Below are 22,169 nucleotides of genomic sequence, written 5' to 3'. Positions count from 1 at the left end.
TTCCTTCCCTCAATGCATCAGTCGCCACACTGTGCCGTCCTTAGTGTCTTTGACTTCAATCCCTGCTGCTTTTAGTCGGTCGCGTATGAGGTCGCTGGTGGCAAAATCTTTCTTCGCACGCGACGCTTGACGAATGTCTAACACCAGTTCTACGACCTTCTGCAAGGTCTGCATTGATGCGTGATGTGCTTGAACAGGCGATGCTGGCAAAATACCTAACACTTCACGACCATAGCAATTGAAGAAACCGATTGTTTGTGCCTTGCTTTCTGGTGATAGTCCTTCTCCGTCCAGTAGTCGATTCACTTCACGTGCAAGGTCAAAGAGCACTGCTATGGCTACAGGGGAATTAAAATCATCATTCATTGCCTCATGGAAAGCTTGTTCAAAGCGCTTGAGCTCGAGCACGCCTGTGCCTTCGGGTGCATTTAGCAAGCGAGCGTAGGTCTCGTGCAATTTATCCAGACCCGCTTTTGCTGCATAAAGTGCTGCATCAGAGAAATCTAATGTGGAGCGGTAGTGCGACTGCAAAATAAAGAAGCGCAGCACTAGTGGGCTTACCTTTTGCAGTGCATCTTTGATAGTGGTGAAGTTACCCAGCGATTTGCCCATCTTGACGCCATTTACCGTAACCATATTGTTGTGCATCCAGTAGCGCACAAAAGGTTTGCCTGTTGCCGCTTCAGATTGCGCAATTTCGCACTCGTGGTGTGGAAATTGATTTTCCATGCCGCCGCCGTGAATGTCAAATGTCTCGCCCAAGTATTTCATTGACATTGCAGAGCACTCAATATGCCATCCGGGATATCCCCACCCCCAAGGTGATGGCCACCGCATCAGATGTCCCGGTTCAGCCTTCTTCCACAGAGCGAAATCACTGGGGTTGCGCTTTTCACTGCGCACTGCCACGCGTGTGCCCGCTTCTAACTCTTCTTGCTTTGTCCTACCAGAGAGTTTTCCATAGCCTGAAAAGGCACTGACACTGAAATACACGCTGCCATTTACTTCGTAAGCATATCCCTTCTGAATCAAGGTCTTGATTAGCTCAATTTGCTCTGGGATGTGTCCTGATGCCGTTGGTGAAATGTTAGGGCGTAAGACCCCCAGTGCGTCCATATCTTCAAAAAACGAGCGTGTGTAGGCTTGTGCAATTTCCATCGGCTCGAGCTTTTCACGCTTGGCTTGCTCGGCAATTTTGTCCTCCCCTTCGTCGGCGTTATCCGTCAGGTGTCCTACATCGGTAATGTTTTGCACATACTTGACTTTGTAGCCCAGATGTCTTAACCAGCGCACAACCACATCAAACGACACATAGCTCTTAGCATGCCCAATGTGCGAGTGCCCATAGACGGTCGGACCACACACATAGATTCCAACGCGTCCTTCAACCAGCGGCACAAACACTTCTTTCTGGCGACTGAGCGTGTTGTAGATTTTGAGCGACATACTTACTGTTGCAAGTATAGTTTTGGCAACATATCTGGCGTGAGCGTAACGGCTTCACCTCGCTCCATCTGCTCAATCACTGGTATGCAATACCGTTCAATATGGCGCAGTAAAGCACTGACCGCAATGCCACGATAGCTTGGCTGGTAGCCTTCCAGCTTTGCAAACGCTTTGGCAAACATTGAGCGTGCCCCTTTCGGATTGCGACTCGTAAAGTGATATAACCCGATTGCGGTCTGAATCAAACCGTGGAGAAACTTTTTGTCGCTTCCGTATATCTCGTGCCAGATTTCTTCCCAAGTGTCGTGGCATTCGAAGAACCTTGCCTCGTTGTATTCCTCAATACCTTTCAGAAAAGCAGTGTAGTACTCATCAAGACTCATTGTTTGCTTAAAACGGCAAATTTATGAAAACCGCCTCACTTCCGTTAGGTGAGTTTATCCTTGTTTTTCTCTCGGGGACGAGTAGTTTCTTGCCAGCCCAAAACTAAGGGCACGCTCAGACATCACGCTTCTACACTGTTCGCATTCATTCGGCAATACTCTTGCTGGCTTTGTAGAAACCCTGCCTGAGCGTTATCTTTAACTCTCTCTCCTTAACGGTCCCTTAGCTCAGTTGGTTAGAGCAGGCGACTCATAATCGCTTGGTCGTAGGTTCAAGTCCTACAGGGACCACTAAGCTATGTTCCCCTGTTTTTGGGCGTTTTCCTTAAAAAAAGAAAAGCGATTCCAGAAAGTGGAATCGCTTTTTGTGTTTTCTTTGCACAGAGCGGGACTTACTTTTTACTCATCTTCTTATCGGCTTCAAGATGCTCTTTCTTTGCCAGAAGCTCTTCTTTGGTTTCAGGGAAGTTTGGGTCTGCAACGCAGCAGTCAACTGGGCAGACAGCGGCACACTGTGGCTCTTCGTGGAAGCCAACACACTCCGTGCATTTGTCGGGCACAATGTAGTAGATAGAGTCACTTAGCGGCGCATATGTCTCTCCGAAGAGCGTCCAGTTCTTGCCACCCTCATAAATCGCAGTGTTTGGGCACTCTGGCTCGCATGCGCCACAGTTGATGCACTCCTCTGTGATCATTAACGCCATTGTTTGTCCTCCTTAGAGTTTTGGTTGAAGATTGAGGTGTTTGTAAAATCCTTTTCAAAAATCCGATGCATTTACCGCGCTTTTCTTGCCTTTATTTGCGCAATAGTAAAAGAATTTTGTTTAATAAAAGTTTTCCCAAGTGCTTGTTTAGACAAGTTCTACAATCATTGCACAGGCTTCTCCACCACCTAAGCAGATTGCAGCAAGCCCTCGTTTTAAACCACGATGCTTTAGAGCATAGAGGAGTGTGGTGAGAATTCTCGCACCACTTGCCCCGATTGGATGTCCCAGCGCAACTGCCCCGCCATTTACATTGAGCTTCTCTTCGGGAATGCAAAGTGCTTTCTTTGCAGCCAGTGCTACTACGGCAAAGGCTTCATTGACCTCAAACAAGTCAATATCATCCATTCTCATTCCAGCTTTTTGCAGCACCTTTGGAATTGCATCAATCGGGGCGGTGGTGAAGTGTTCTGGTCGCTTCGCTGCAGAAGCAAATGCGACTACCTTTGCGAAGGCTTTCAGACCTTTTTTGCGCACCACTTCACCTGAGGCTACCACCACTGCTGCGGCTCCATCATTAATTTTAGATGCATTTGCAGCTGTAACTGTGCCATCTTTTTCAAACACTGGCTTTAGCGTTGGAATCTTCTCAGGTCGGAAGTTTTTTGGCTCCTCGTCTTCGGCAAGCCCCATCTTTTTGCCTTTTTCTTCCCACTCTACGGCCACAATTTCATCATTAAACCAGCCTTCCTTTTGAGCCTTCAATGCACGTGTGTAGCTTAGCACTGTAAATTCATCTTGGGCTTCACGTGGAATACCACACTCTTTGGCACAGAGTTCTGCTGCATTTCCCATCAGGAACTTGTTGTAGACATCGAACAGCCCATCGTATTGCATACTGTCAATCAATTCACCATTGCCATATCGGTAGCCACTTCGTGCTTTGAGCAAGAGATAGGGTGCGTTGGTCATAGATTCCATTCCGCCTGCGACAATAATGTCTGCATCGCCCAGTGCCACTGCTTGCGAAGCGAGCATAATTGCTTTCAGTCCAGAGCCACACATTTTGTTAATCGTGAGTGCCTCGACCGTAACAGGCAGCCCACCGAAAATTGCTGCCTGTCGCGCAGGGGCTTGCCCTAATCCAGCAGGAAGCACATTTCCCATAATGCATTCCTGCACTTCTTCTGGAGTAATGCCAGCCCGCCTGACTGCTTCTCGGACGACAATCGCCCCCAGCTCAGTTGCACTCTTTGTAGCAAATGCACCTTGAAAGCTTGCAATGGGGGTTCGTACGGCACTTACAAGAAAAACTTCTTGCATCGCTTTTGTGTGGTTAAGGTTTTGAACGGGCGCAACTTAGCGAAATCCTTTTTTCCTGCAATGCTTTTCTGCTTCTTTGGAGAATGTCTAAAAAGTGAGGTGCAGGATAGCTATCGCTGTGAATGCTCATTTAGAAAAAGTGGGAGAGACTCCTCAAAGCTACTCCTATTCCAATTACTGCCTTAGAATCTGAAACTTGCCGTCATTATCACATTTGTGTTGCGGATTGTCTCCGAAACGATGCGAGAGCCGCTGTAGAGTCGCCCTTGAGCCGTTTGCGTCGTAACGAGATAAGCTATATCAATTGCCACCGTTTGCTGGATTAGGAAGCCTACCCCTATGCCAAATGTTTGGCGTACATCAGCCAGCGAGGTTGCAATTTTCTCATTTGGATTTTCTGAAAGACGGTAGCGAAAAGGTGATTGCTCAACAGCGTAGCTGCCGCATAGGCGCAAAGGGAAAGCACTTGGGTGAATTTCCAAGCCTATGGCTGCTCCAAATGCACCTTGCAGGTCAGATAGAATGACGCGATTGACACGTGCAAGTGATGCATCATCACTTGAGTAGGAGAGTTGTGTCCAGTCGCGATAGTTCAAGTTGGTGGCTATCGTAAGGAAACTGCTCTCAAACGCAATGCTGGCACCAAACACCCATGGCGTCTGCAAGCGATACTCAAACTCCCCAGTTGGTAAAGCGTCGTCGAAGGTATTGCGCGTTGCGCCATTGGGTGGACGCTCATAACGCGTCTGCAAGCGCGTGTTGAATCGGTCTTTCAGCTCTAACGATGTTGGCGATTCAATCGTCAAGCCCAGTCGCCAGTGCTGGTCAGCACGATAGAGCATTCCTGCTTTCACACTGATGCCTCTGGCTTCAGTCTCAAAGTTTTCAGAGAGCGTCAGTGAAATGAAGTTGGGATAAAGGTTCTGTTCATCGCGTTCTGTAAAATCCCGATTAAATGTGTAGCGTGAGCCGAGCAGGTTTAGCGTGCCGCCTATAAACAAAGCTGGCGCAATTTCAATTGCGGCTGATAGCACAAATGCACTGCTGCTACCATCTTCCAGTAGCGATGAGCTTTGCAGCACCTGCCCTCGATTGATAACGGGATTGACGTATCGACCATTTTGGTCGTTTATGAGGTAGTGATTGAATGCTAATGCCCCTACATCCACGAGCTGAATCCGACCTTGCGCATCAAAACGCGGCGTAAAGGTCAAAAACCAATCGCTAATGCTACCTGATGGATTCAGTGCCGTCGCATTTTGTGCCGCTCGGAAATTGCGCAGCCGATTGTAGCCTGCAGCCAAGACAAAGCTGCCCCGATAGGTTGGGACGGGAAAGACCAAGCCAATACTGTTTAGCCCATTGCCAGAGTGCGTTGCGCTGTTGGAAGCATTGAGGTAAAGTGCGTCCGCACTGTATTGAAAGAAATCAAAGCCAAGATTCGCTTCAAGGCGCTTGATTTGTCCCAGCCCCGCAGGATTAAAGAGCGTGGCTGCGTAATCGTTTGCAATAGCGCTGTAAGCAGCCCCTAACGCAATAGCCCTTGCACCTACTCCATAGCTGGTCTGGGCTTGACGTAAAGCATCTAACTCATTTTGTGCATATGCGAACTGCACCGCGCTGCAGAGCATTAGAGCAGTGAGGATAACTCGGATACGCATCATAGTCTGCGCAGTTTGCATTGCATTGCTTTACTTGCGGGTTCGTCCTGATTCACGAGTGGCTGGGTCAGCAGAGGACTCATTTTGATTGGCACGCGTGTTTGCGCCCTCACCAGATGTAGTGCGTCGCTCTCCCTGAGTAGGCGGGTCAGCCTTTGTGGGTGGCGCTGCCGTCGAGGTGCGGGTGCTTGCCGAAGTGTCCGTGCTGTTTGGCACTGCGTCCCAGCGCCTTCGACTCACTAGTGGGCTTTGTCGCAGTCGCTCAGTCAGAGAGGGCGTCAGATTGATTATTTCCATCGTGCCGTTAGATGCCTGTTCAACTACGATTGGATTGAACCACCACACGGCGTAGTAGTATTTCCCCCAGTCCGAATGCTGGTAGTTCTCATAACCGCGCAGCTCAGATGGGGATAGACAAGTACGAAGGGTGTCTTTCTTCGAGAGTGACAGCGAATCTTGCTGAAAAAAGAGTTGTGCGTATGTGCCAAATTGGTCATGCTGATTGCTGTGGCAACTTCGACAATTTGCTGTTACGGTTACCCTCTCAAGCATATATGCTTGCAGTGCTTCATCATAGACTTCAACCTCAGGGTGAGACCACATCGTGTAGCCTATGCATCCCGTTACTGCAAGCATAGAGAGCAGCAAAAGTCCTTGCACAACCTTCACTTTCATATCAAAGCACGCTTTATTCACGAGTTCGACCTGATGAGCGTGTGCTTCCTCCTGTGCTTCCACTTGACGAACTGCTTCGCAAACCTGCCCCACTCCCTGAGCCGCTTGTTTCGTAGTAGCCACTTCGAGTGCGCAACTCTTGCCTAAATAGATGTGGGTAAGGTGCACCTTTGCGCTCAGAGGCTGTGCTTGGTGTGGGCTGGTAAGGAAGCGCATAGCTGTCTGGTTCAATGCGTCTGGTGCGTTTCTGCGTCTTTTCAAGAGGCATTGCACCTGCTGGCACAGCGCTGGACTCTGAGCTTAGCCGACGCTGCACACTATTGTCGTTTGCAGGGGGTGTTACCACACTCGGCGGCGGTATCGTCTCATCATTCTCAGGTACTGCGAACCGCAACCTACCTGCCACTCGTGCTTGTCTTAGCTGCACCGATGGCGTTACAACACTTGGCACCCACACCCAATTGCCGATAGTTGGATTGCCCCACACCCAAGCTGGATTCCAGACCCAGCCAGACCACGCCCAGTAGGGCGCCCAGCCCCAGTAAGCATTCCCGTTCCATCGCCAATACGGCGCCCACCAACCTATGCCAACTGACCTCCAAGGCGACGCAAAAAATGGATCAAACCATGGCTCATACCAAAAGTCTCCCCAGAACCACTGTGAGCCAAAATAAGGCGCTGGTGCAAAGTATTCATCAATTACAATCGTTGTGCCTTCAGACTGCATTGCTTTTTCATTACGCTCGCTTGCTTGGTAGACCTCTTCATCGGCAAAAAACTGGGTGTAACAACCTGTTAAGATGAGTGCAGGCAGCAGCAAAAGCAGCAGAAGGCGAGCGCGAGACATATGGGTAACCTCCGTGAGCAGAATCACTGACTTTCTACAAAGTGAAAGCTAAGAAAGTTTCACTGCTATGCCAAGTCCGCAGCGCTAAGTTCTCTCACCAATCTGCACAGTCTCTGAATTGCGGGTGAACTTGACCGCACACTTTACTGCACGCCTATCACGATTAGTAAATTTCAGGTAAAAACGCCTAACTTTGGACTTTCACTACTTAGTCTCTCGGAGGGAGAGGCGGGTTTCAAGCTATCTCAGGGCTATCTAACCAAATTTTTCAGGGAAAGTATGGCAACTGTTCAAATTGGACACCGTAAAGTCGGCGATGGTGAGCCAGTTTTTGTGATTGCTGAAATCGGCATCAATCACAACGGCTCGGTTCAGCTGGCTAAAAAACTAATTGATGGCGCCATCTTAGCGGGGTGTGACGCTGTTAAGTTTCAGAAGCGCACGCCCGAGCTTTGCGTGCCCAAGGACCAGTGGCATATTGAACGCGATACACCTTGGGGGCGGCTTACTTACATTGAATATCGGCACAAGGTCGAGTTTAACGCTGAACAGTATGCAGAAATTGACCGCCATTGCAAAGAGCGCGGGATTATGTGGTTTGCTTCGTGTTGGGACGAAGAAGCCGTCGACTTCATTGAGCAGTTCGACCCACCTTGCTACAAGATTGCCTCTGCGTCGCTTACCGATGCTGAGCTTTTGCGCAAAACGCGCGCAACTGGCAAACCAATTATTCTCTCAACGGGAATGTCTTCAATGGAAGAAATTGAAGCTGCTGTTGAACTCTTGGGCACCGATAATCTCCTCATTGCGCACTCGACCTCTACCTACCCTTGCCCGCCTGAGGAACTCAACTTGCGTGTCATTCACACTCTGAAAGCCAAGTTTCCAATGTGTCCTATCGGATACTCTGGGCATGAAACGGGGCTTGCTCCAACTTGGGCAGCTGTTGCACTGGGTGCAACATTCGTAGAGCGTCATATCACGCTTGACCGAGCGATGTGGGGCACTGACCAAGCCGCTTCAGTTGAAATTCAAGGTATGATGCGACTTGTCTCTAACATTCGTGACATTGAGAAAGCACTTGGCGATGGCATTAAGCGTGTCTATGACAGCGAGCTTGCTCCACGCAAGAAACTCCGTCGTGTCAACACCTTGATGATTAAGTCGTAGTCCCTTGCTGAGCTTGCATCGCTGCTGCTTCAGCTGCTTTCTCTTCTTCAATCGATTTCAGCGTGGCTTTGAGCATATCGTGATAGATGCATTCAGGCATAGACTCGAACATATTGTCGATCATCACTGGCTGCTTGCTGGTAGCGACAGGATGCATCAGCGGATAATCGGCGCAAAAGTGAGGTCGGAACTCGTAGATGCGGCACTTGTAGTCCTCGCCTAAGAAAATGCACGGTCCATCGGGCGTCTTAAGTGCTGTGCCAACGCCTCTTCCTGAAGGGAAGTAGTCTGCATCTTCATCTTCTTCGCTCCAGAGAACTTTACCATGCAAGTCTGCTAACTCAGGACGAGCCAGCACCTGTGCCTCAATGCGCTTTGCCTCTTCAGCATCGACCCACACGCCGTTTTGGCAGCATTTGGCTTTGCAGATATGTAAGTTTGTAATGCAGCTGCGATACATACACTTTCGGTAGTAGAACTCTGCTCAAATATGAAAAGGTGCTGGCTTTCCTCAAAGGTATTTTTCGTGAGAGTTGCACAGTTAGACTCTGTGCTGCTAACGAATGCGATTGCGCGCATCCCATTCAGGGCGCAGCAAGCGATAATTGCCAAAGCCTGAGACATCTACGAAGATGAGGCGCAGGTTGTGCTGCTGATACTCCCAAATCTCATATGGACGCTGACCAAATGCCTGCTGCTGGCGTTCAATCAAGTCAGGCATTCCATACTTGATAAAAATGCGTCCCATATCGGAGCGCCAGCCTTCGCCATAGCCAGTAAAGTTTTGGTTTGCATATTCCACTCGTGCGTAGTATTCGGCTTGCAACTCGTTTTCTTCTGTGCCCGGCGATGGGTCATATCGTTTCCAAAACTCGTTAAAGAGCCGCAGCTTTTCGTCATTGGTTTTGGCTTCACGCATTTTGCTGATTTCCTCCCAACTGGCGATATACTCCAGTTGCTCAATCGCTTTGTCAAGGTCTTTGATGTAGAAGCTTGTGCCTTGTATGCGCGTAAGAAATGTGATACTGGATTCATCGAGTAGCTCTTTACCCTCTTCAATGCCAATTGAGAGTGTGTAATCTCCGCCACCGATTCTCTGGCTGCTGATGGTGTCGAGCACGCGCGTGCGCTCGCCAGCTAAGGTTACGCCGCGTCGATAGACTTCTACAATTTGGTCGCGCCGTGTGCGATGACTAATTGCATACCTCAGCACCAGTGTTTCATACTTTGGGTTGGTATTGTAAATCTCATAGTAGATTTGCGGTCCCTGCTCTTTGGCATTGAGTGGTACAACAGAGGAAAGATTCGGGAAATAGCTCACATTCCCCGCTGTGTCGAACTCTGTTTGCACAATCATAATTGAAGAAAGCGTAGGCCTATCTCGCTTGAAGTTCTTGACCAGCACCGCACGGCGCTGCTCAGAGGTGCGTCCCGATTCCTTGTCTCTGAACTGTACGACGGCGGTATATTTGCCCGGTGGCAACTCCACATTAAAACTCATTTCGCGTGAGAGGTCTTTGGACATTGTTTGACTGTAGACGCGTGTGCTGACCGTGTCCGTCCAGAGCTTTTCACAAACCATTGCGCCCTTTTCGTCCAGAAAACTGGCAATTACCTCATACATTGCGGTAAATGTGCCCTCTTTCTTTGTGAAGGTCAGCTTGGAGTATTTGACGCGCACATAGAGCGTGAGGATGCTCTCGCCTTTTTCGCCCTGAAAGTTAAATAGGTTTGCTTCAAAATCAGGCTGAACTTGCAGGTTGGTCTGCCGAATTTGTGCTGCTGCATTTAGGGCAGCAAAACCCAGCAGCATTGTTACCAAGACTGAGGCGACCCATCTCCACCTGATATTTCTTCCTCCTAACGCTTTCATTTTCTCACCCCTCCCTTCTGGTTGAGCACCTTGCCAATCCTATCTTAGGACTGGCGATTACTGCTTGCTTGGAAATTCAACGGTTAGCGAGATAGGCTTGCCATCTCGCTTTACGACAATTTTTACGACATCGCCAGGTTTCGTTTCACGCAGGGCTTCGGTATAGTCGTAGATGTTTCGGATTTGTCTTTCACCAAATTGCACGATTACATCTCCTGCTTTCAATCCGCTCTTTTCGGCAAGACTGCCTTCTCGCACCCCGTCTAACTCTACGCCCTCTACTTCTTTTGCATAGTTTGGAATCGTGCCTAGCGACACACGAAATCCTCCGCTGCTTGCGCGTGCCCTGATGCTATCTGAGACAGCTTTGGTAAAGGTCAGCCGTACGACACGCTGGTCAACCCTATCAATGATGCGCGCAATGTATTCCAAAATACGGGCTTGAGCCTGATAGTTGAGCTTTTCCCAAGTATCGCTGGGCTTGTGGTAGTTAGCATGAGTGCCTGTGAAGAAGAAGAGCACAGAGATACCTTTGCTGTAAAAGCTGCTGTGGTCACTGGGACCGTATCCATCTTTGGTGAGTTTAAGCTTGAAACCGTCTCTATTTTCAGCTTCCACCAGCTCGCTCAGCTCTGCAGCGGTGCCGACACCACCGATTGCCAGTGTGGAGTCTTTCATTCGTCCAATCATATCCATATTGAGCATTAGGTTAATCTGCTCCAGCGGAAAGAGTGGATTTTGCACAAAGTAGGCAGAACCTAAGAGTCCCATTTCCTCTGCACCAAAAGCAATGAAGACCAAGTTACGTTTGGGGCGGTTTTGCTGCATTGAGTAGTAGCGTGCCAGTTCCAACAAAGCAGCTGTGCCGCTAGCGTTGTCATCGGCGCCGTAGTGAATCGCTTTTTCATTAGGCGAGAGTGATCCGCTTCCTGGACCGCCGTAGCCCAAGTGGTCATAATGCGCTCCTACGACGATATACTCATCACGCACCAGCGAGTCAGTGGCAGGCAGGTAGCCCACTACATTTGCTGTTTTTGCCTTCTCTCGTATCAGCTCAACCGATATGGCAAGCGTTTTCTTTATGCGAAACGACTTTGGCTGGCGCGTTTCATTGATGTGTCTCTGGATGCGCGCCAGATTTTCCGTATCGGTGTTGAGCAGTGCTGCCGCCAGTGTCCGCGTAATGCTTACGGCTACAATTCCTGCATCGCTGGCTAATCGGTCCTTTGTGAGTTCAATCGGTGCATCGTCTTCAAAGTCTGCTGCCCCTGAAAAGATGAGCACTGCTGCTGCCCCCTTATCTCTTGCGACTATGAGCTTGCGGTATAGCGAAGATGCTTCATAGAACTCGCTATGCGGGTTATTGCCGTCAGGATTCTGGCGCATCATTACAACGGCTTTGCCCTTTACATCTACGCCTCGATAGTCATCATACTTTTCTGTCGACAGCCCGTAGCCTACAAACACAACTTCCTTTACGCTTACTGCACCTGACTTTGAATAACCCAGCGGCAGAAAGTCTTTTTCGAGCCTTGCTTTGACTGGCTTTTGCGTTGCCGTGCCATAGGTCAGCATATTTTGCTTGCCCAGCTTCAAGGCAAGTGGCACCCAGAATTCTTGGCGGTATCCACTTGGAAATGCACGTAAGCCGCAAGTCACAAACTGGTGCTCAATGTATGCCGCTGCTGAGTCTGCGCCTTTTGTGCCTGCCGCACGTCCTTCCAGTGCATCACTTGCGAGCACCTGCACATGCTTCATCAGAGAATCAGGGGAAAATTTTGGCTTGGGCAACTCATCTTTTAGCGACGCCGCTGATAGCACTAGCCCCCAAAATGCGGCAATCCACGCTACATGGTAGAGCTGGTGAACTCTCCTTTTCATCCTTTTCATCGCTTACCTTTCCTTGCTGTGAAGTTAGAATAAAACGCCTTGCCTATCAATAGCGCTGTGTGCAATACCGCTCACTCAGTATGCATAGCTGCAATCTGCACGACCTATCCTGTGGCGGAATTCCGTTGCCGTCTCTTTGCGACCATTTCGGCTCTGCCTGCTATGATTTTCGCCTCTGCTTGCCCTCTAAAAAGTTGTATCTTTGCGTATCTTTCAAAGCAATACCTTAAAAATGAACGTTTTGATTATCGGTGGCGGTGGCAGAGAACACGCTTTAGCGTGGGCAGTTGCCAAGTCGCCTGAGGTTGAAAAAATTTTTGTTGCCCCCGGCAATGGTGGCATTCGCAACTTAGGCAGCATTGCTGAAGCGGTGCCGATTGCTTCTGACAACATTGATGCGCTGGTAGCTTTTGCTCACTCCCATCGCATTGACCTAACGATTGTCGGGCCGGAGCAACCGTTGGCATTAGGTATTGGAAACCGTTTTCGTCAAGCTGGCTTACCTATTGTTGCACCCACTCAGGAAGCTGCCCAGCTTGAAACCAGCAAAGCCTTTGCCAAGCTCTTTATGCAGCGGCATGGCATTCCTACCGCTCCGTTTGTGCGATTCACCTCTCATCGTGAAGCGCGTGAGTATGTAGAGCAGTTGCATACCTTTCCTGTTGTTGTCAAAGCCAGTGGTCTTGCAGCAGGCAAAGGCGTGACCGTTGCTTATCATAAGGGTGATGCGCTGGAAGCTCTCACAGCCATTTTTGAGAAAAAAATTTTCGGCGAGGCTGGTCGTGAAGTCATCATTGAGGAATTTATGGACGGCGAAGAAGCCAGCGTGTTTGTGCTCACCGATGGGCTAACCTACAAGCTGCTGCCTACAGCACAAGACCACAAGCGCATTGGTGATGGCGACACAGGGAAGAACACAGGCGGAATGGGCGCATATGCACCTGCTCCAGTCGTTACGCCTGATGTGCTCTGCAAGGTTGAAACGCACATTATCCAACCTACTTTGCAAGGTATGCACCGTGAAGGTTACCCATATCAAGGCTTTCTCTACATTGGTTTGATGATTTGCAACGGCGACCCCAAGGTTGTTGAGTATAATGCGCGCTTAGGCGACCCTGAAACACAAGCCATTCTTCCACTCCTCAAGACACCTTTCCTACAGCTGCTTCTTGCTCTGCAGAATGGCACTCTTGCATCTACTGTAATAGAGACCTTGCCGAAATATGCAGCTACAGTTGTGATGGCTTCGCAGGGCTACCCTGACCGCTATCAAACTGGTAAAGTGATTACAGGGCAATGTCATTTTGATGGCGACTGTCGCTTAGATGCCAGCAGCGAGATTTTTGTCTTTCATGCTGGCACGCGCTTCGAAAACGGGAAACTTTACACTGCTGGGGGCAGAGTGCTTTCTATTACTGCGGTGAATGAGTCGCTGGAAACGGCTATTCGTGATGCTTACGAAGCTGTCTCGCACATCCACTTCGAGGGCGCAGTGTATCGGCGCGATATTGGTCAAAAAGGCTTGGCGCGCTTGCGTGCATTGAGCCAGTCCAACTGAGCCTCTGCACGCTTCTTTCTACTTGGACATACTTGCATGTGGCAAGCAAAGGCTGCACGCTACGCTTCTCTCTTCTTTCAATATGCTGCTCCAAAAGCACTTTCGCTAAGCCTTCTAAAAATTGCTCACGATGTAGCTTACAACCAAACGTGGGCGTAGTGAATCGGGTGCTGCTGGACCGAAGAAACGCAGCGGGCTCAGGCTTCCTGCTTCGCTCGGTGGGAGAGATTGGCTGATACTTCGCAAGAGAAACCCATAATTTGTGCTAGGCTGATTTGCCCACTGTTGCACGATGCCTGTTACCAAGAGACGGTATTGATTACGCTGCAATATCACCATTCGTTGTTCAGGCGCCTCGCTGCTGCTCTGTCGATTCGCCGTAGCTTTTGAGACACCTACTTGATAATCGCCTATTTGAATAGGCGTGTAAAGCGTATCGCGCACCAAAAGCAACTCTGCACGGCTCACCAATACGCCCGGACGCAACATTGGTAGCTGAAACTTCAAAATGCTACGCGCACCTATCGTGGGTGCAAGAAAGATGGCATCGGAGTCGAAGACTTCAAAGTTTTTGCTGCCTGTGTAGCCTGCATCGAAGACAGGCATCAGGACAGAGCGGCGCTCTATGCTTGTTTGCGTGCGCAAGTCAAACGATAGGCGCAGGAAAGAGAGCAATCCATTGATTGTAATTACCGCCTCGCCTTGACGGGGCACCAGTGAAAGCGTCAGCGTGGTGCTATCCTGCAAAAATTGTTGACCGCGCCGCGCCGCTGCCAGAAGCGAATCTCCATACCAGCGAGGCAAAGGCACTTCCACGCTCAGTGAATCTCCCTTGAGCAGACGCACACTTGCTAAACGCTCGCGCTCCATAAAGGGCGTGTTGCTTTGCAAGGTGCTGCTACTCCAGAGAGTTGGGGAGCGGAAAATCTCCACATCAAGTGGTGCGAGCGATGGCACGCTATCGGCTTGTGCACGCACTTGCTGCAAAATGAGCGAGACATCAGTGATGCGCACAATAGCTCCCGGACGGTTGTTGAAACTGGAATCCAGCGCAGCTAAAGGGTAGGAAAATTTCAAGTGTGCTGTGGCACGCAGTTCTTTTCCATCTGGCAAGCGCTGAATACCCAAAATCGCACTTGGGCTTCCAAGCAACGACCCTGTGGAGACCGAGTCAGCTTGAAAATTCAGTAGCGTCAGCGTATCCGTATTGAGCGTGAGAAATTGGTTCGGGCGCAAAAAACGTGCATCTGTGCCTACAATGTCCAAGTCTTCGTTGCCACATGCAGCTAAACCGATTGCCCAGCCTATAACCAGCAATGCTTTCCAGCTGCACTTGCCTCTTTGCTGCATTGCTTGTTTCAAATTTTGTAAGCAACCACGTAGATATCCAATGCTTTATCCAAGTCCGTATTTACAACTTGGAAGTCTGCGACGGTAATTTCAGTGGTGTGGGCAACGCTTTCTTTCAAGCGTTGACGCATTAGGTGCGTGATGAGGTTATATGGCTTAGTTAGCAGCGTGGCTGGTAAGATTTTATGTAGCCCAAGCACGTCCCATCGCATGACTTTGCGCACCCATTCAGCATTTTTTTCATAGTAAGCTTCGACCCTGTCGTTCCCACTCAGACCGAAAAGCTCATAGCGATGAAAAACCGCTGCAATTTCCGCCTCCATTTCAGCGAAGGTGTATTCGTGCACATGGAATGGATTTCTTGCCAGTGTGCGCTTGACATTCGGCGTTGTCAGCAGCAGCACGCCCTTTGGTTTCAAGACTCGGAAGGCTTCTTTTAGAAACTCTCGCCGCTGATGCAAGTGCTCAATGAACTGGAAGCTGGTAATTGCTTCCACGCTATCCGTCTCAAACGGCAGTGGTGGCACTTTTGCTTGCACAAAGCGCACATTCAGCAAGTCTTGATAGCGCACTATGTTTGCTTCCACCGTTGCTTTGTTATAGTCCACGCCCGTCACTTCCCTTGCCTCTTTTGCGAGGATTGCCGTGCCGTAGCCATTGCCGCAGCCGATGTCCAGCACCGTTTTGCCCTGAATGTAGTCGCGCGCAAATTCATATGCGACCATACAGCGTTGATGCGTCACGTTGTTTATCTCGCTTTTGGCGGCGCGCTCGTAATCTCTCTCAATTGTTTCAGTTTGCATTCCTTTTCAGTTGAGTTTAGAGCGTAGTTATTCGGCAGGACAAGGTTGCTTTTTGAGCACATATCCTAAAATTGCTTCGTAGATATCCTGTGCAACAAATTCTGGCAAGGTTTGTTTTTGCTGGCACTTCTCTTGCTCACCGTAGCCAGTCATTACTAAAATAGGACGCAAGCCTGCTCGCAAGCCGCATTCAATATCGACTTGCTTATCGCCGATGAAATATGACTGGCTGCGGTCGAGTATCCAACCTTTTGCCTCAAAATCTTTGATAGCTTGCTCCACCATTCCTGTATTGGGCTTTCGCCATGACTGATATTGGTCGTATTTGGGGTGTGGATAGTCTGGGTGAGCTGGCGCATAGTAGCACAAGTCTAAGCCCGCTCCTTTTTCTTGAAGTTTAGCTTGGAGATATGCATTAATTTCTTCGACGCGCGCCTCCGTTACAATCCCTTTCGCAATTCCTGCTTGATTGCTAACCAACACCAACTTGTAACCTGCTTCTTTGGCTGCAGCCAGCGCAATTTCAGCACGTGGCACGATTCTTACTTGCTCAATCGTCTTGATGTATCCACCTAATTCGTCGTAGATAATCGTGCCATCACGGTCTAAAAACAGCGCTTTAATGCGTTCCATCGTGCCTGTGCTTTTCTTACTTGCTTTCGACCAGCTTTCGATACAGTTCGTCGTACTTCTTTGCTGAGCGCTCCCACGACACGTCGGTTGCCATTCCGTTCTGCACGATTTTGACCCAAGTTTTTTGGTCTTTGTAGACTTCCAGTGCTTCTTTGATGGCTTTCAGCATATCGGTTGCAGAGTATTTCTCAAACACAAAGCCATTACCTTTGCCGTTCTTGTATGGCTTTACCGTATCGTATAGACCGCCTGTAGCACGCACAATTGGCACAGTGCCATATTTCAAGCTATACATCTGATTCATTCCACAGGGTTCATATTTGCTAGGCATCAGGAACATATCAGCGCCTGCTTCAATTAGGTGCGCCAGTTCATCGTTGAATGAAATGGTCGCACTAAACTTCTCAGGATACTTTGCAGCCATCTTACGGAAAAAGTCTTCGTATTCCTTTTCGCCTGTGCCCAAGAGCACCATCTGCAAATCCAGTGCTATTATCTTGTCAAACGCCTCAATGACCAAATCAAAACCTTTGTGGTCAACAAGGCGGGAAATCATGCCAATGACGGGCGTCTTTTCGTTGTAAGGCATCTTCAACTTGCGCAGCAGAGCTTTCTTGTTTTCCAATTTCGACGCCAAGTCATCCGCATTGTAGTTTTTCTCAATGAGCTTATCGTTTTCTGGCGACCAGATGCTTTCGTCAATGCCGTTCAAAATACCGTAAAGGTCTTTTTTGCGTTTGTTCAGAATACCTTTCATTCCACACGACAGTTCATCATCGGTGCGGATTTCTTCGGCATATTTCTCAGAAACGGTTGTAATCGCATCGGCATACACAATGCCGATTTTCATAAAATTGAAACTGTCGTAAAACTCAAGCCCTTCTGGCGTAAATTCGGACTCTGGAAAGCCTGCCTTGTAGAGCGCACTCTTATGAAAGGCACCTTGATAGGCTATGTTGTGAATAGTATAGACGGTCTTTACATTCTTGAAGAAGGGGTCATCTTTATAGACCAGCTTGAGATAGGCAGGAATGAGCGCCGTCATCCAGTCGTTACAGTGAATCACATCGGGTTTCCAGCCCAGCGTTTTTAGCGTTTCCAGCACGCCTCGATTAAAGAAAATAAATCGCTCATCGTTGTCTTGATAGTCTTTCTTCGTCGTCGGACTGACATAAAGCCCATCGCGCTTGAAGTAAGTTTCATTGTAGAGAAAGTAGATTTGTACTTTGCTGGATGGCAATGCCGTGACCTTGACACTCAGCATCTCTGTCTTAGAGCCAATAGGGATTGGGAGGTCTTTGAGGCGCAGGACATCGTGTAAGCGAAACTTTCGGTCATTGATGACGCCGTATTTGGGCATCATAATGCGGGGTTCGTTGTTGAACTTTTCAATTGCCTGAGGCAATGACCCCATTACATCGGCAAGTCCTCCCGTCTTGGCAAACGGGACTACCTCGCCTGCCACGAAGAGAATTTTAAGCTTTTTCGGCATTGCGTATATTCATAATCAATCTGGTTTCGAAGGCTAAATGAGCCTCGAAGGTAGCAAAAAATTCGCTTAGTCGCAACGCTTCTGTGAAGTTACACATTTGCCTTAAGTGCATTTCTTACCATACTTTCTGGCCAATTGTTCTTCTTTTCGCCTCCTGTGCCACCGAAGTTGCCCCTCAAGGTGGCCCTGAAGACCGTACGCCGCCCAAGATTGTGAAAATCTACCCTGACTCTGGCACCACGCGCTTCTCTGGCAACCGTATCGTGATTGAGTTCAATAAGTTTGTCAATATGCAGTCGCTTCGTGCCGCTGTCTTTTTTTCACCTGCGCTGGAAGATATTGAAATCCGTGGCAGTGGTCTAGAAGCTGAAATTCTCATCTACGACACACTCAAACCGAACCGCACCTACACCTATACGCTCACCAGCGACCTTAGAGACACGCGTGGCAATGCGCTTGAAAAATCTTATACCTTCGCCTTCTCAACTGGAGACCGTATTGACTCGGGCACGATTGCAGGGAGAGTGTTCGGGCAAAATAATCGTCCGCTGAAGGGTGCGTTGGTTCTGGCCTATTTCTTACCTGAACACGACTCCCTTTATGCTGACACACTGAACCCTGCCACACAAAAGCCCGATTACCTTGCACAAACCGACTCAGCAGGAAACTTTCAGCTTAACTATCTTGCTGAAGGTCGTTACCGCCTCATTGCGATTGAAGATAAGGTCCCAAACCGCCGATACGACTTTGCCGAAGAGCCTTTTGCTGTGCCTTTTCACCCTGTTCGCACAGGCATGCAAAATGTGCTGATGCGAATGACCTCAGAGCCAGATACGGCAAAACTGGAGTTACAAGTTGCCGAAGCGCGCAGTGTTACCACCCTTGCTTTGCGCTTCAACCGCAATCTGGCATTAGATAGCCTCCTGCCGACGCAGTTTATTGTGTTTGATTCTACTGCAAAGTCGCTCATAACGGTCTATGATTTCTATGCTCTGGTGGAAGGCGGTCGAGAACACCTTATGCTGGTTACGGACTCGCTCCGTGAGCGCCATCTCTATGGCATTCGAGCGGTGGGCGTTAAAGATCAATTTGGCATCTCGGGCGATTCACTTCTGGCAGCATGTAACGGTAGTGAAAAACCTGATACCACCATTGCGCTCTGGCAACCGCCGTTTGCCGATAGCACGCAAAATGTGCTGGAAAAATTTACACCATCGGCACGCGGACGCACCCTGTTGCTGCAGTTCAGTGCCCCGATTAACCGTGCTTCACTTCAGGCAGCTTTGACACTTGAGCAGCAAATAGCAGGCGTATTTCAACCTGTACCTTATCGCCTCTTTTTCGTTGATGCAAAGCGTGCTGAGCTGCAACCAGAGGTCGGTTTTGCTCTTGGCGCATGGTATCGGCTTACGATTGACCACTCCCGCCTGTTCAGCGCTCGCAACTTACCCACAAAAGATACCGTCATCTCCAGGCGATTTCAAATTGCCTCAGAAGAGCAGTTTGGCACACTAGAAGGCAACTTGATTTGCGACAGCGCTGGCACTGTACTCTTGCAAGCGGAGCTTTTAGGTGAGAACCGTTTTTATCCGACTTTGCTTCGGGTGCAGCCTGATGCAACGGGCGTTGCCGTCGTGCCTTTCACGCTCAGCGAGTTACCTGAAGGTCGCTACTTCCTCAGTGCGTTTTACCTCAGGCAACCTCATGCTTCACCTTACGACAAGTGGAATGGTGGTGCTCCCTATCCGTTCCGATATGCCGACCGCTTTGCATTGGGCTTCGACAGCGTGCGCGTGCGCAAGCGCTGGACTACCACTGGTGCACGTCTTCGCTTTCCGACTATGGCGCCGGTGGTCGGCAGAGTGCCCTAAGGTCGCTCAGCAGCGGCATGTACTGGCTTTTTTCAAACTCGTCTGTTGCCGTCTCATCCCAGCTCCGTTCTGGTGTTACACCGTCTTCCTTGACCGTGAAGACCAGCACGGTCATTGTGTCACGGTGTAGTCGCGCCGTCACCAGATATGGTCCTGCCCTGACTGGCGAGTCGCCAATCATAAAAATTTTCTCTGGCTTAAAGCCCGTCACTTCGCCACGCGCAATATCAGTTGAGCGCACCTGATAGCCATTAGCTTCAAAGGCTTTAACTGCGCTGGATACAAAAGTTGGTGCAGACTGTGCGCACCAGTACTTGATTGGCTTAGGTAGCGACGCAGAGGCACAGGCGCCTAAGAGCGCTACAGCAATCACTAACCCAACTTTCGTCATTTTCTTACATGATGCAAAGACGGTCTCTGCCACACCTACCTCCTGCCCTTAGGTTAGGCATATCTCCGCGAGCCGTCTTATTGATTCCTTGATTGACAAGCGTTCCGAATTGCGGTTAGCACAGGCTTCAAGTGCTTTAGGTCATAGCTACTGGCATTGCGCTCGTCCCAAGCCTCAATTGAAACAACTTTTCCATCAGGTCCTACACGCACCGTCTCGAAATTAACCACTACTGTATCATTTTGGTAGGCAATATTCATTGCATATGGTCCGAGCACAAGTGTGTTTTCCCCGATACCGATGAAGGCAACTTGCCGCTCTGCTTCTACCAGACCTTTTTCTTCATCGGCTGTTTCAACTACGAAGTTATCTTTTCGCAATTCTGCCACAACTAACTTTACTAACTCGGACTTGGACAGATTGGTGCAAGCGATTTTGATAGGGCGTGGCGGTGCAATACGCGTAGTTGCGCAGCCAAATGCAGCCCAGCTTACAAGCAGCAGAAAAAAAATCTTTCCCATTATGCTTCCTCCCTTCTATGGTTGTATGAAACAGAGGGAAGCACAGCATGCTGCACTTCCCTCTGCGTTTTTTGGTTTCTCTCTGACGAAATAGGTTAGAAATACACCATTGATTGCAAAATGAGTTCGTTCTTACTGCCGTCACGTGTAATTGCAGGCAGGCCGTCTGGTCCTGTAAAAGGTGGATTGACCTCTTGGCGGTAGGTTGGTCGCAGTCGGTAGTGCAGCGTAAACTTGGCGTGGTGTCCATCTACAAAATAGTTTAGACCCAACTCAGGCAAAATCATCGGGTCCTTGAGACGGTCAAACTGCGAGTAGGTAAACATAAAGTAGGGCATAAACTTGCCGATAGGGGTCTTTGGGAAGGTGTAGCCAGCTTGCACAAAGAGGTGATTGCCTGTGCCAATCATCGGATAAGCGTTGCCAACCAGTCCCGGAATGCGCTGTTCAGGTGTTGAAGTTTGTGGGCTAAACCCAGACCCCATATTCATAATGCCAACATAGCGAACATTGTTCGGGCCAAAGTCGTAGCGCGCAAAGAGTGCGTAGGCAGTCAGCGAACTGCGTCCTGCGCCTTCGCCAAAAGGCAGCTCCAAGAACGCATCAATGCCGAAGAGCGCAATTGGGTGTGTGTTAAGCGAGTCGGCTGTGAGCGCTTGCACACCAGCCGTGCGAGACAGAGGTGGTTTGCGCGTCGACATTCCATCACCGTGATAGTAAAAGCCTGCGCCAATGTTGAAGACCCTCTTTGTGCCCAAATATGAGCCGACCATAAAGGGTAAAATTTGCGATTCAATATCAAAGAACTGCCAGAACACATACCCTTCAAGGGACTTTTGCATAAAGAAGGGGTTATAGTTTGCAACATTTGTCAGCTGCCCAGCAGTTGTTCTGCCATCGGCGGTAATCGTACTGGTTTCAGGCGCTAGTCCCGGCCCAGGCTTAAACGGTTGATTTAACGCAAAGCGATAGTCCAAGCGCTTTTCAAAGAGCTGACCCTTAATGTAAATCGCAGGCATCCGCACAAATTGGTCGCTGGCATCAATAGTAGGCCAAGAAAAAATGGGTGAATCAATGCCCATAAAGTTCAGTGTGCTGGCATTGGTCATTCGTGAAAGCCCTTTCCAGTAGTTTAAGCCAAATCCGATGTATAGCTCAGGAATGATGCGCTGTTCATACCAGATGTCGTGAATGTAAATCTGTGGTCGCTTAGCTGGACCTGTGGGATCATTGCCAGCTGTTTGTGCATTGATAAAGGTTTGGTTGTTGATACCTACATGAAACATAAAGAGACTTCCATTGCCAAAAGAACCATATGCAAGAAAACGCGCACGTCGAATGGTAATGTCGAAGAAATAGTCAAAGGGTACGCCATTGATAATTGTGCCGGGGTTTTGCTCTTGATAGCGTGTCCAAATCTGCACCCATGTAATCAAGCGGATATACTTGGTGCCCAGCGAATCAAGGTTGAAGCGTGCACCAGCGCCATATGTTTCTGAGCCTTGCGAGAAGGCTCGAGTAGAGACAAGGCTAATACAGATTAGCGCTAGTACGCTGCGACCCAGTCGATTCATACTT

Annotated in this window: 20 protein-coding genes and 1 tRNA gene; 4 read left to right on the top strand and 17 right to left on the bottom strand. The window is 49.2% G+C overall.

The annotated features are described in order from the left end of the window. Positions 1–9: 9 nt before the first annotated feature. Together cysS and NZM05_08990 are read right to left on the bottom strand one after the other, a co-directional pair. Positions 10–1,446 carry a cysteine--tRNA ligase gene (gene cysS / locus NZM05_08995; GenBank protein MCS7013746.1) on the bottom strand — a complete coding sequence of 479 codons (1,437 nt, stop codon included), beginning with the start codon at positions 1,444–1,446 and terminating at the stop codon, positions 10–12. 2 nt (positions 1,447–1,448) lie between these two features. Next, positions 1,449–1,829, bottom strand: a complete 381-nt coding sequence (locus tag NZM05_08990) for a DUF309 domain-containing protein (protein MCS7013745.1) — start codon at positions 1,827–1,829, stop codon at positions 1,449–1,451. A gap of 217 nt (positions 1,830–2,046) precedes the next feature. Here NZM05_08990 and NZM05_08985 point away from each other — a divergent pair. Beyond that, positions 2,047–2,120, top strand: a tRNA-Ile gene (locus tag NZM05_08985). Positions 2,121–2,221: 101 nt separating this feature from the next. On the opposite strand, the gene NZM05_08980 is transcribed toward NZM05_08985, so the two are convergent. The 5 genes from NZM05_08980 to NZM05_08960 form a co-directional block, all read right to left on the bottom strand. Next, positions 2,222–2,533 carry a YfhL family 4Fe-4S dicluster ferredoxin gene (locus NZM05_08980; GenBank protein ID MCS7013744.1) on the bottom strand — a complete coding sequence of 104 codons (312 nt, stop codon included), beginning with the start codon at positions 2,531–2,533 and terminating at the stop codon, positions 2,222–2,224. Positions 2,534–2,680: 147 nt separating this feature from the next. Next, a complete protein-coding gene (locus NZM05_08975) occupies positions 2,681–3,856 on the bottom strand; it encodes a thiolase family protein (GenBank protein MCS7013743.1) in 1,176 nt (391 codons plus the stop codon). 182 nt (positions 3,857–4,038) lie between these two features. Then, positions 4,039–5,520 (bottom strand): hypothetical protein, encoded by a 1,482-nt coding sequence (locus NZM05_08970; GenBank protein MCS7013742.1) that lies wholly within the window; start codon positions 5,518–5,520, stop codon positions 4,039–4,041. 27 nt (positions 5,521–5,547) lie between these two features. After that, a complete protein-coding gene (locus NZM05_08965; GenBank protein ID MCS7013741.1) occupies positions 5,548–6,192 on the bottom strand; it encodes a hypothetical protein in 645 nt (214 codons plus the stop codon). Positions 6,193–6,205: 13 nt separating this feature from the next. Continuing rightward, positions 6,206–7,066, bottom strand: coding sequence for a hypothetical protein (locus NZM05_08960; protein MCS7013740.1), 861 nt, complete (start codon positions 7,064–7,066; stop codon positions 6,206–6,208). A 252-nt stretch (positions 7,067–7,318) separates the two neighbouring features. Between NZM05_08960 and NZM05_08955 the strand changes: the two genes are divergently transcribed. Further along, positions 7,319–8,209 (top strand): N-acetylneuraminate synthase family protein, encoded by an 891-nt coding sequence (locus NZM05_08955; GenBank protein ID MCS7013739.1) that lies wholly within the window; start codon positions 7,319–7,321, stop codon positions 8,207–8,209. On the opposite strand, the gene NZM05_08950 is transcribed toward NZM05_08955, so the two are convergent. The 3 genes from NZM05_08950 to NZM05_08940 all read right to left on the bottom strand — a co-directional run bounded on the left by NZM05_08950 (position 8,199) and on the right by NZM05_08940 (position 11,963). Then, on the bottom strand, positions 8,199–8,669 hold the full coding sequence (locus NZM05_08950; GenBank protein MCS7013738.1) for a YkgJ family cysteine cluster protein: 471 nt from the start codon (positions 8,667–8,669) through the stop codon (positions 8,199–8,201). The two genes, NZM05_08955 and NZM05_08950, sit on opposite strands and share 11 nt — an antisense overlap. Positions 8,670–8,765: 96 nt before the next feature. After that, positions 8,766–10,022, bottom strand: a complete 1,257-nt coding sequence (locus tag NZM05_08945) for a GWxTD domain-containing protein (protein MCS7013737.1) — start codon at positions 10,020–10,022, stop codon at positions 8,766–8,768. Between the two features lie 117 nt (positions 10,023–10,139). Further along, complete coding sequence (locus tag NZM05_08940) at positions 10,140–11,963, bottom strand: M20/M25/M40 family metallo-hydrolase (GenBank protein MCS7013736.1); 1,824 nt, start codon at positions 11,961–11,963, stop codon at positions 10,140–10,142. A 241-nt stretch (positions 11,964–12,204) separates the two neighbouring features. On the opposite strand from NZM05_08940, the gene purD reads away from it, so the two are divergent. Beyond that, the gene (purD, locus tag NZM05_08935; protein MCS7013735.1) at positions 12,205–13,530 is read left to right on the top strand and encodes a phosphoribosylamine--glycine ligase; all 1,326 of its coding nucleotides are present in this window, start codon (positions 12,205–12,207) and stop codon (positions 13,528–13,530) included. 114 nt (positions 13,531–13,644) lie between these two features. Here the strand turns inward: purD and NZM05_08930 are convergent, their stop codons facing one another. Genes NZM05_08930 through glgA form a run of 4 tightly spaced genes read right to left on the bottom strand, consistent with a single transcriptional unit; the run spans position 13,645 to position 17,808 of the window. Then, on the bottom strand, positions 13,645–14,880 hold the full coding sequence (locus tag NZM05_08930) for a hypothetical protein (protein MCS7013734.1): 1,236 nt from the start codon (positions 14,878–14,880) through the stop codon (positions 13,645–13,647). Between the two features lie 8 nt (positions 14,881–14,888). Next, positions 14,889–15,683: a class I SAM-dependent methyltransferase gene (locus NZM05_08925; GenBank protein ID MCS7013733.1), complete on the bottom strand. Its 795-nt coding sequence runs from the start codon at positions 15,681–15,683 to the stop codon at positions 14,889–14,891. Positions 15,684–15,710: 27 nt separating this feature from the next. After that, entirely contained in the window at positions 15,711–16,316 is a 606-nt protein-coding gene (locus NZM05_08920; GenBank protein ID MCS7013732.1) for an HAD family hydrolase, read from the bottom strand. A gap of 16 nt (positions 16,317–16,332) precedes the next feature. Next, on the bottom strand, positions 16,333–17,808 hold the full coding sequence (glgA, locus tag NZM05_08915) for a glycogen synthase GlgA (GenBank protein ID MCS7013731.1): 1,476 nt from the start codon (positions 17,806–17,808) through the stop codon (positions 16,333–16,335). 83 nt (positions 17,809–17,891) lie between these two features. On the opposite strand from glgA, the gene NZM05_08910 reads away from it, so the two are divergent. After that, entirely contained in the window at positions 17,892–19,679 is a 1,788-nt protein-coding gene (locus NZM05_08910; GenBank protein ID MCS7013730.1) for an Ig-like domain-containing protein, read from the top strand. Here NZM05_08910 and NZM05_08905 read toward each other — a convergent pair. The 3 genes from NZM05_08905 to NZM05_08895 all read right to left on the bottom strand — a co-directional run bounded on the left by NZM05_08905 (position 19,648) and on the right by NZM05_08895 (position 22,165). Then, on the bottom strand, positions 19,648–20,070 hold the full coding sequence (locus NZM05_08905) for a hypothetical protein (protein ID MCS7013729.1): 423 nt from the start codon (positions 20,068–20,070) through the stop codon (positions 19,648–19,650). The two genes, NZM05_08910 and NZM05_08905, sit on opposite strands and share 32 nt — an antisense overlap. A gap of 77 nt (positions 20,071–20,147) precedes the next feature. Further along, positions 20,148–20,591 carry a hypothetical protein gene (locus NZM05_08900; protein MCS7013728.1) on the bottom strand — a complete coding sequence of 148 codons (444 nt, stop codon included), beginning with the start codon at positions 20,589–20,591 and terminating at the stop codon, positions 20,148–20,150. 95 nt (positions 20,592–20,686) lie between these two features. Then, entirely contained in the window at positions 20,687–22,165 is a 1,479-nt protein-coding gene (locus tag NZM05_08895) for a hypothetical protein (protein MCS7013727.1), read from the bottom strand. Positions 22,166–22,169 lie beyond the last annotated feature (4 nt).

The sequence above is a fragment of the Chloroherpetonaceae bacterium genome (assembly GCA_025056565.1).
Classification (GTDB): domain Bacteria; phylum Bacteroidota; class Chlorobiia; order Chlorobiales; family Thermochlorobacteraceae; genus Thermochlorobacter.
Note: the sequence above shows the minus strand (reverse complement) of the source record. Positions and strands in the feature narration are given on the sequence as shown.

What these genes read in the sequence shown, in the direction of transcription:
- cysS (MCS7013746.1), bottom strand. Translation starts at nt 1,446, where the DNA reads ATGTCGCTCAAAATCTACAACACGCTCAGTCGCCAGAAAGAAGTGTTT.
- NZM05_08990 (MCS7013745.1), bottom strand. Translation starts at nt 1,829, where the DNA reads ATGAGTCTTGATGAGTACTACACTGCTTTTCTGAAAGGTATTGAGGAA.
- NZM05_08980 (MCS7013744.1), bottom strand. Translation starts at nt 2,533, where the DNA reads ATGGCGTTAATGATCACAGAGGAGTGCATCAACTGTGGCGCATGCGAG.
- NZM05_08975 (MCS7013743.1), bottom strand. Translation starts at nt 3,856, where the DNA reads ATGCAAGAAGTTTTTCTTGTAAGTGCCGTACGAACCCCCATTGCAAGC.
- NZM05_08970 (MCS7013742.1), bottom strand. Translation starts at nt 5,520, where the DNA reads ATGATGCGTATCCGAGTTATCCTCACTGCTCTAATGCTCTGCAGCGCG.
- NZM05_08965 (MCS7013741.1), bottom strand. Translation starts at nt 6,192, where the DNA reads ATGAAAGTGAAGGTTGTGCAAGGACTTTTGCTGCTCTCTATGCTTGCA.
- NZM05_08955 (MCS7013739.1), top strand. Translation starts at nt 7,319, where the DNA reads ATGGCAACTGTTCAAATTGGACACCGTAAAGTCGGCGATGGTGAGCCA.
- NZM05_08950 (MCS7013738.1), bottom strand. Translation starts at nt 8,669, where the DNA reads ATGTATCGCAGCTGCATTACAAACTTACATATCTGCAAAGCCAAATGC.
- NZM05_08945 (MCS7013737.1), bottom strand. Translation starts at nt 10,022, where the DNA reads ATGCTGCTGGGTTTTGCTGCCCTAAATGCAGCAGCACAAATTCGGCAG.
- NZM05_08940 (MCS7013736.1), bottom strand. Translation starts at nt 11,963, where the DNA reads ATGAAAAGGAGAGTTCACCAGCTCTACCATGTAGCGTGGATTGCCGCA.
- purD (MCS7013735.1), top strand. Translation starts at nt 12,205, where the DNA reads ATGAACGTTTTGATTATCGGTGGCGGTGGCAGAGAACACGCTTTAGCG.
- NZM05_08930 (MCS7013734.1), bottom strand. Translation starts at nt 14,880, where the DNA reads ATGCAGCAAAGAGGCAAGTGCAGCTGGAAAGCATTGCTGGTTATAGGC.
- NZM05_08925 (MCS7013733.1), bottom strand. Translation starts at nt 15,683, where the DNA reads ATGCAAACTGAAACAATTGAGAGAGATTACGAGCGCGCCGCCAAAAGC.
- NZM05_08920 (MCS7013732.1), bottom strand. Translation starts at nt 16,316, where the DNA reads ATGGAACGCATTAAAGCGCTGTTTTTAGACCGTGATGGCACGATTATC.
- glgA (MCS7013731.1), bottom strand. Translation starts at nt 17,808, where the DNA reads ATGCCGAAAAAGCTTAAAATTCTCTTCGTGGCAGGCGAGGTAGTCCCG.
- NZM05_08905 (MCS7013729.1), bottom strand. Translation starts at nt 20,070, where the DNA reads ATGACGAAAGTTGGGTTAGTGATTGCTGTAGCGCTCTTAGGCGCCTGT.
- NZM05_08900 (MCS7013728.1), bottom strand. Translation starts at nt 20,591, where the DNA reads ATGGGAAAGATTTTTTTTCTGCTGCTTGTAAGCTGGGCTGCATTTGGC.
- NZM05_08895 (MCS7013727.1), bottom strand. Translation starts at nt 22,165, where the DNA reads ATGAATCGACTGGGTCGCAGCGTACTAGCGCTAATCTGTATTAGCCTT.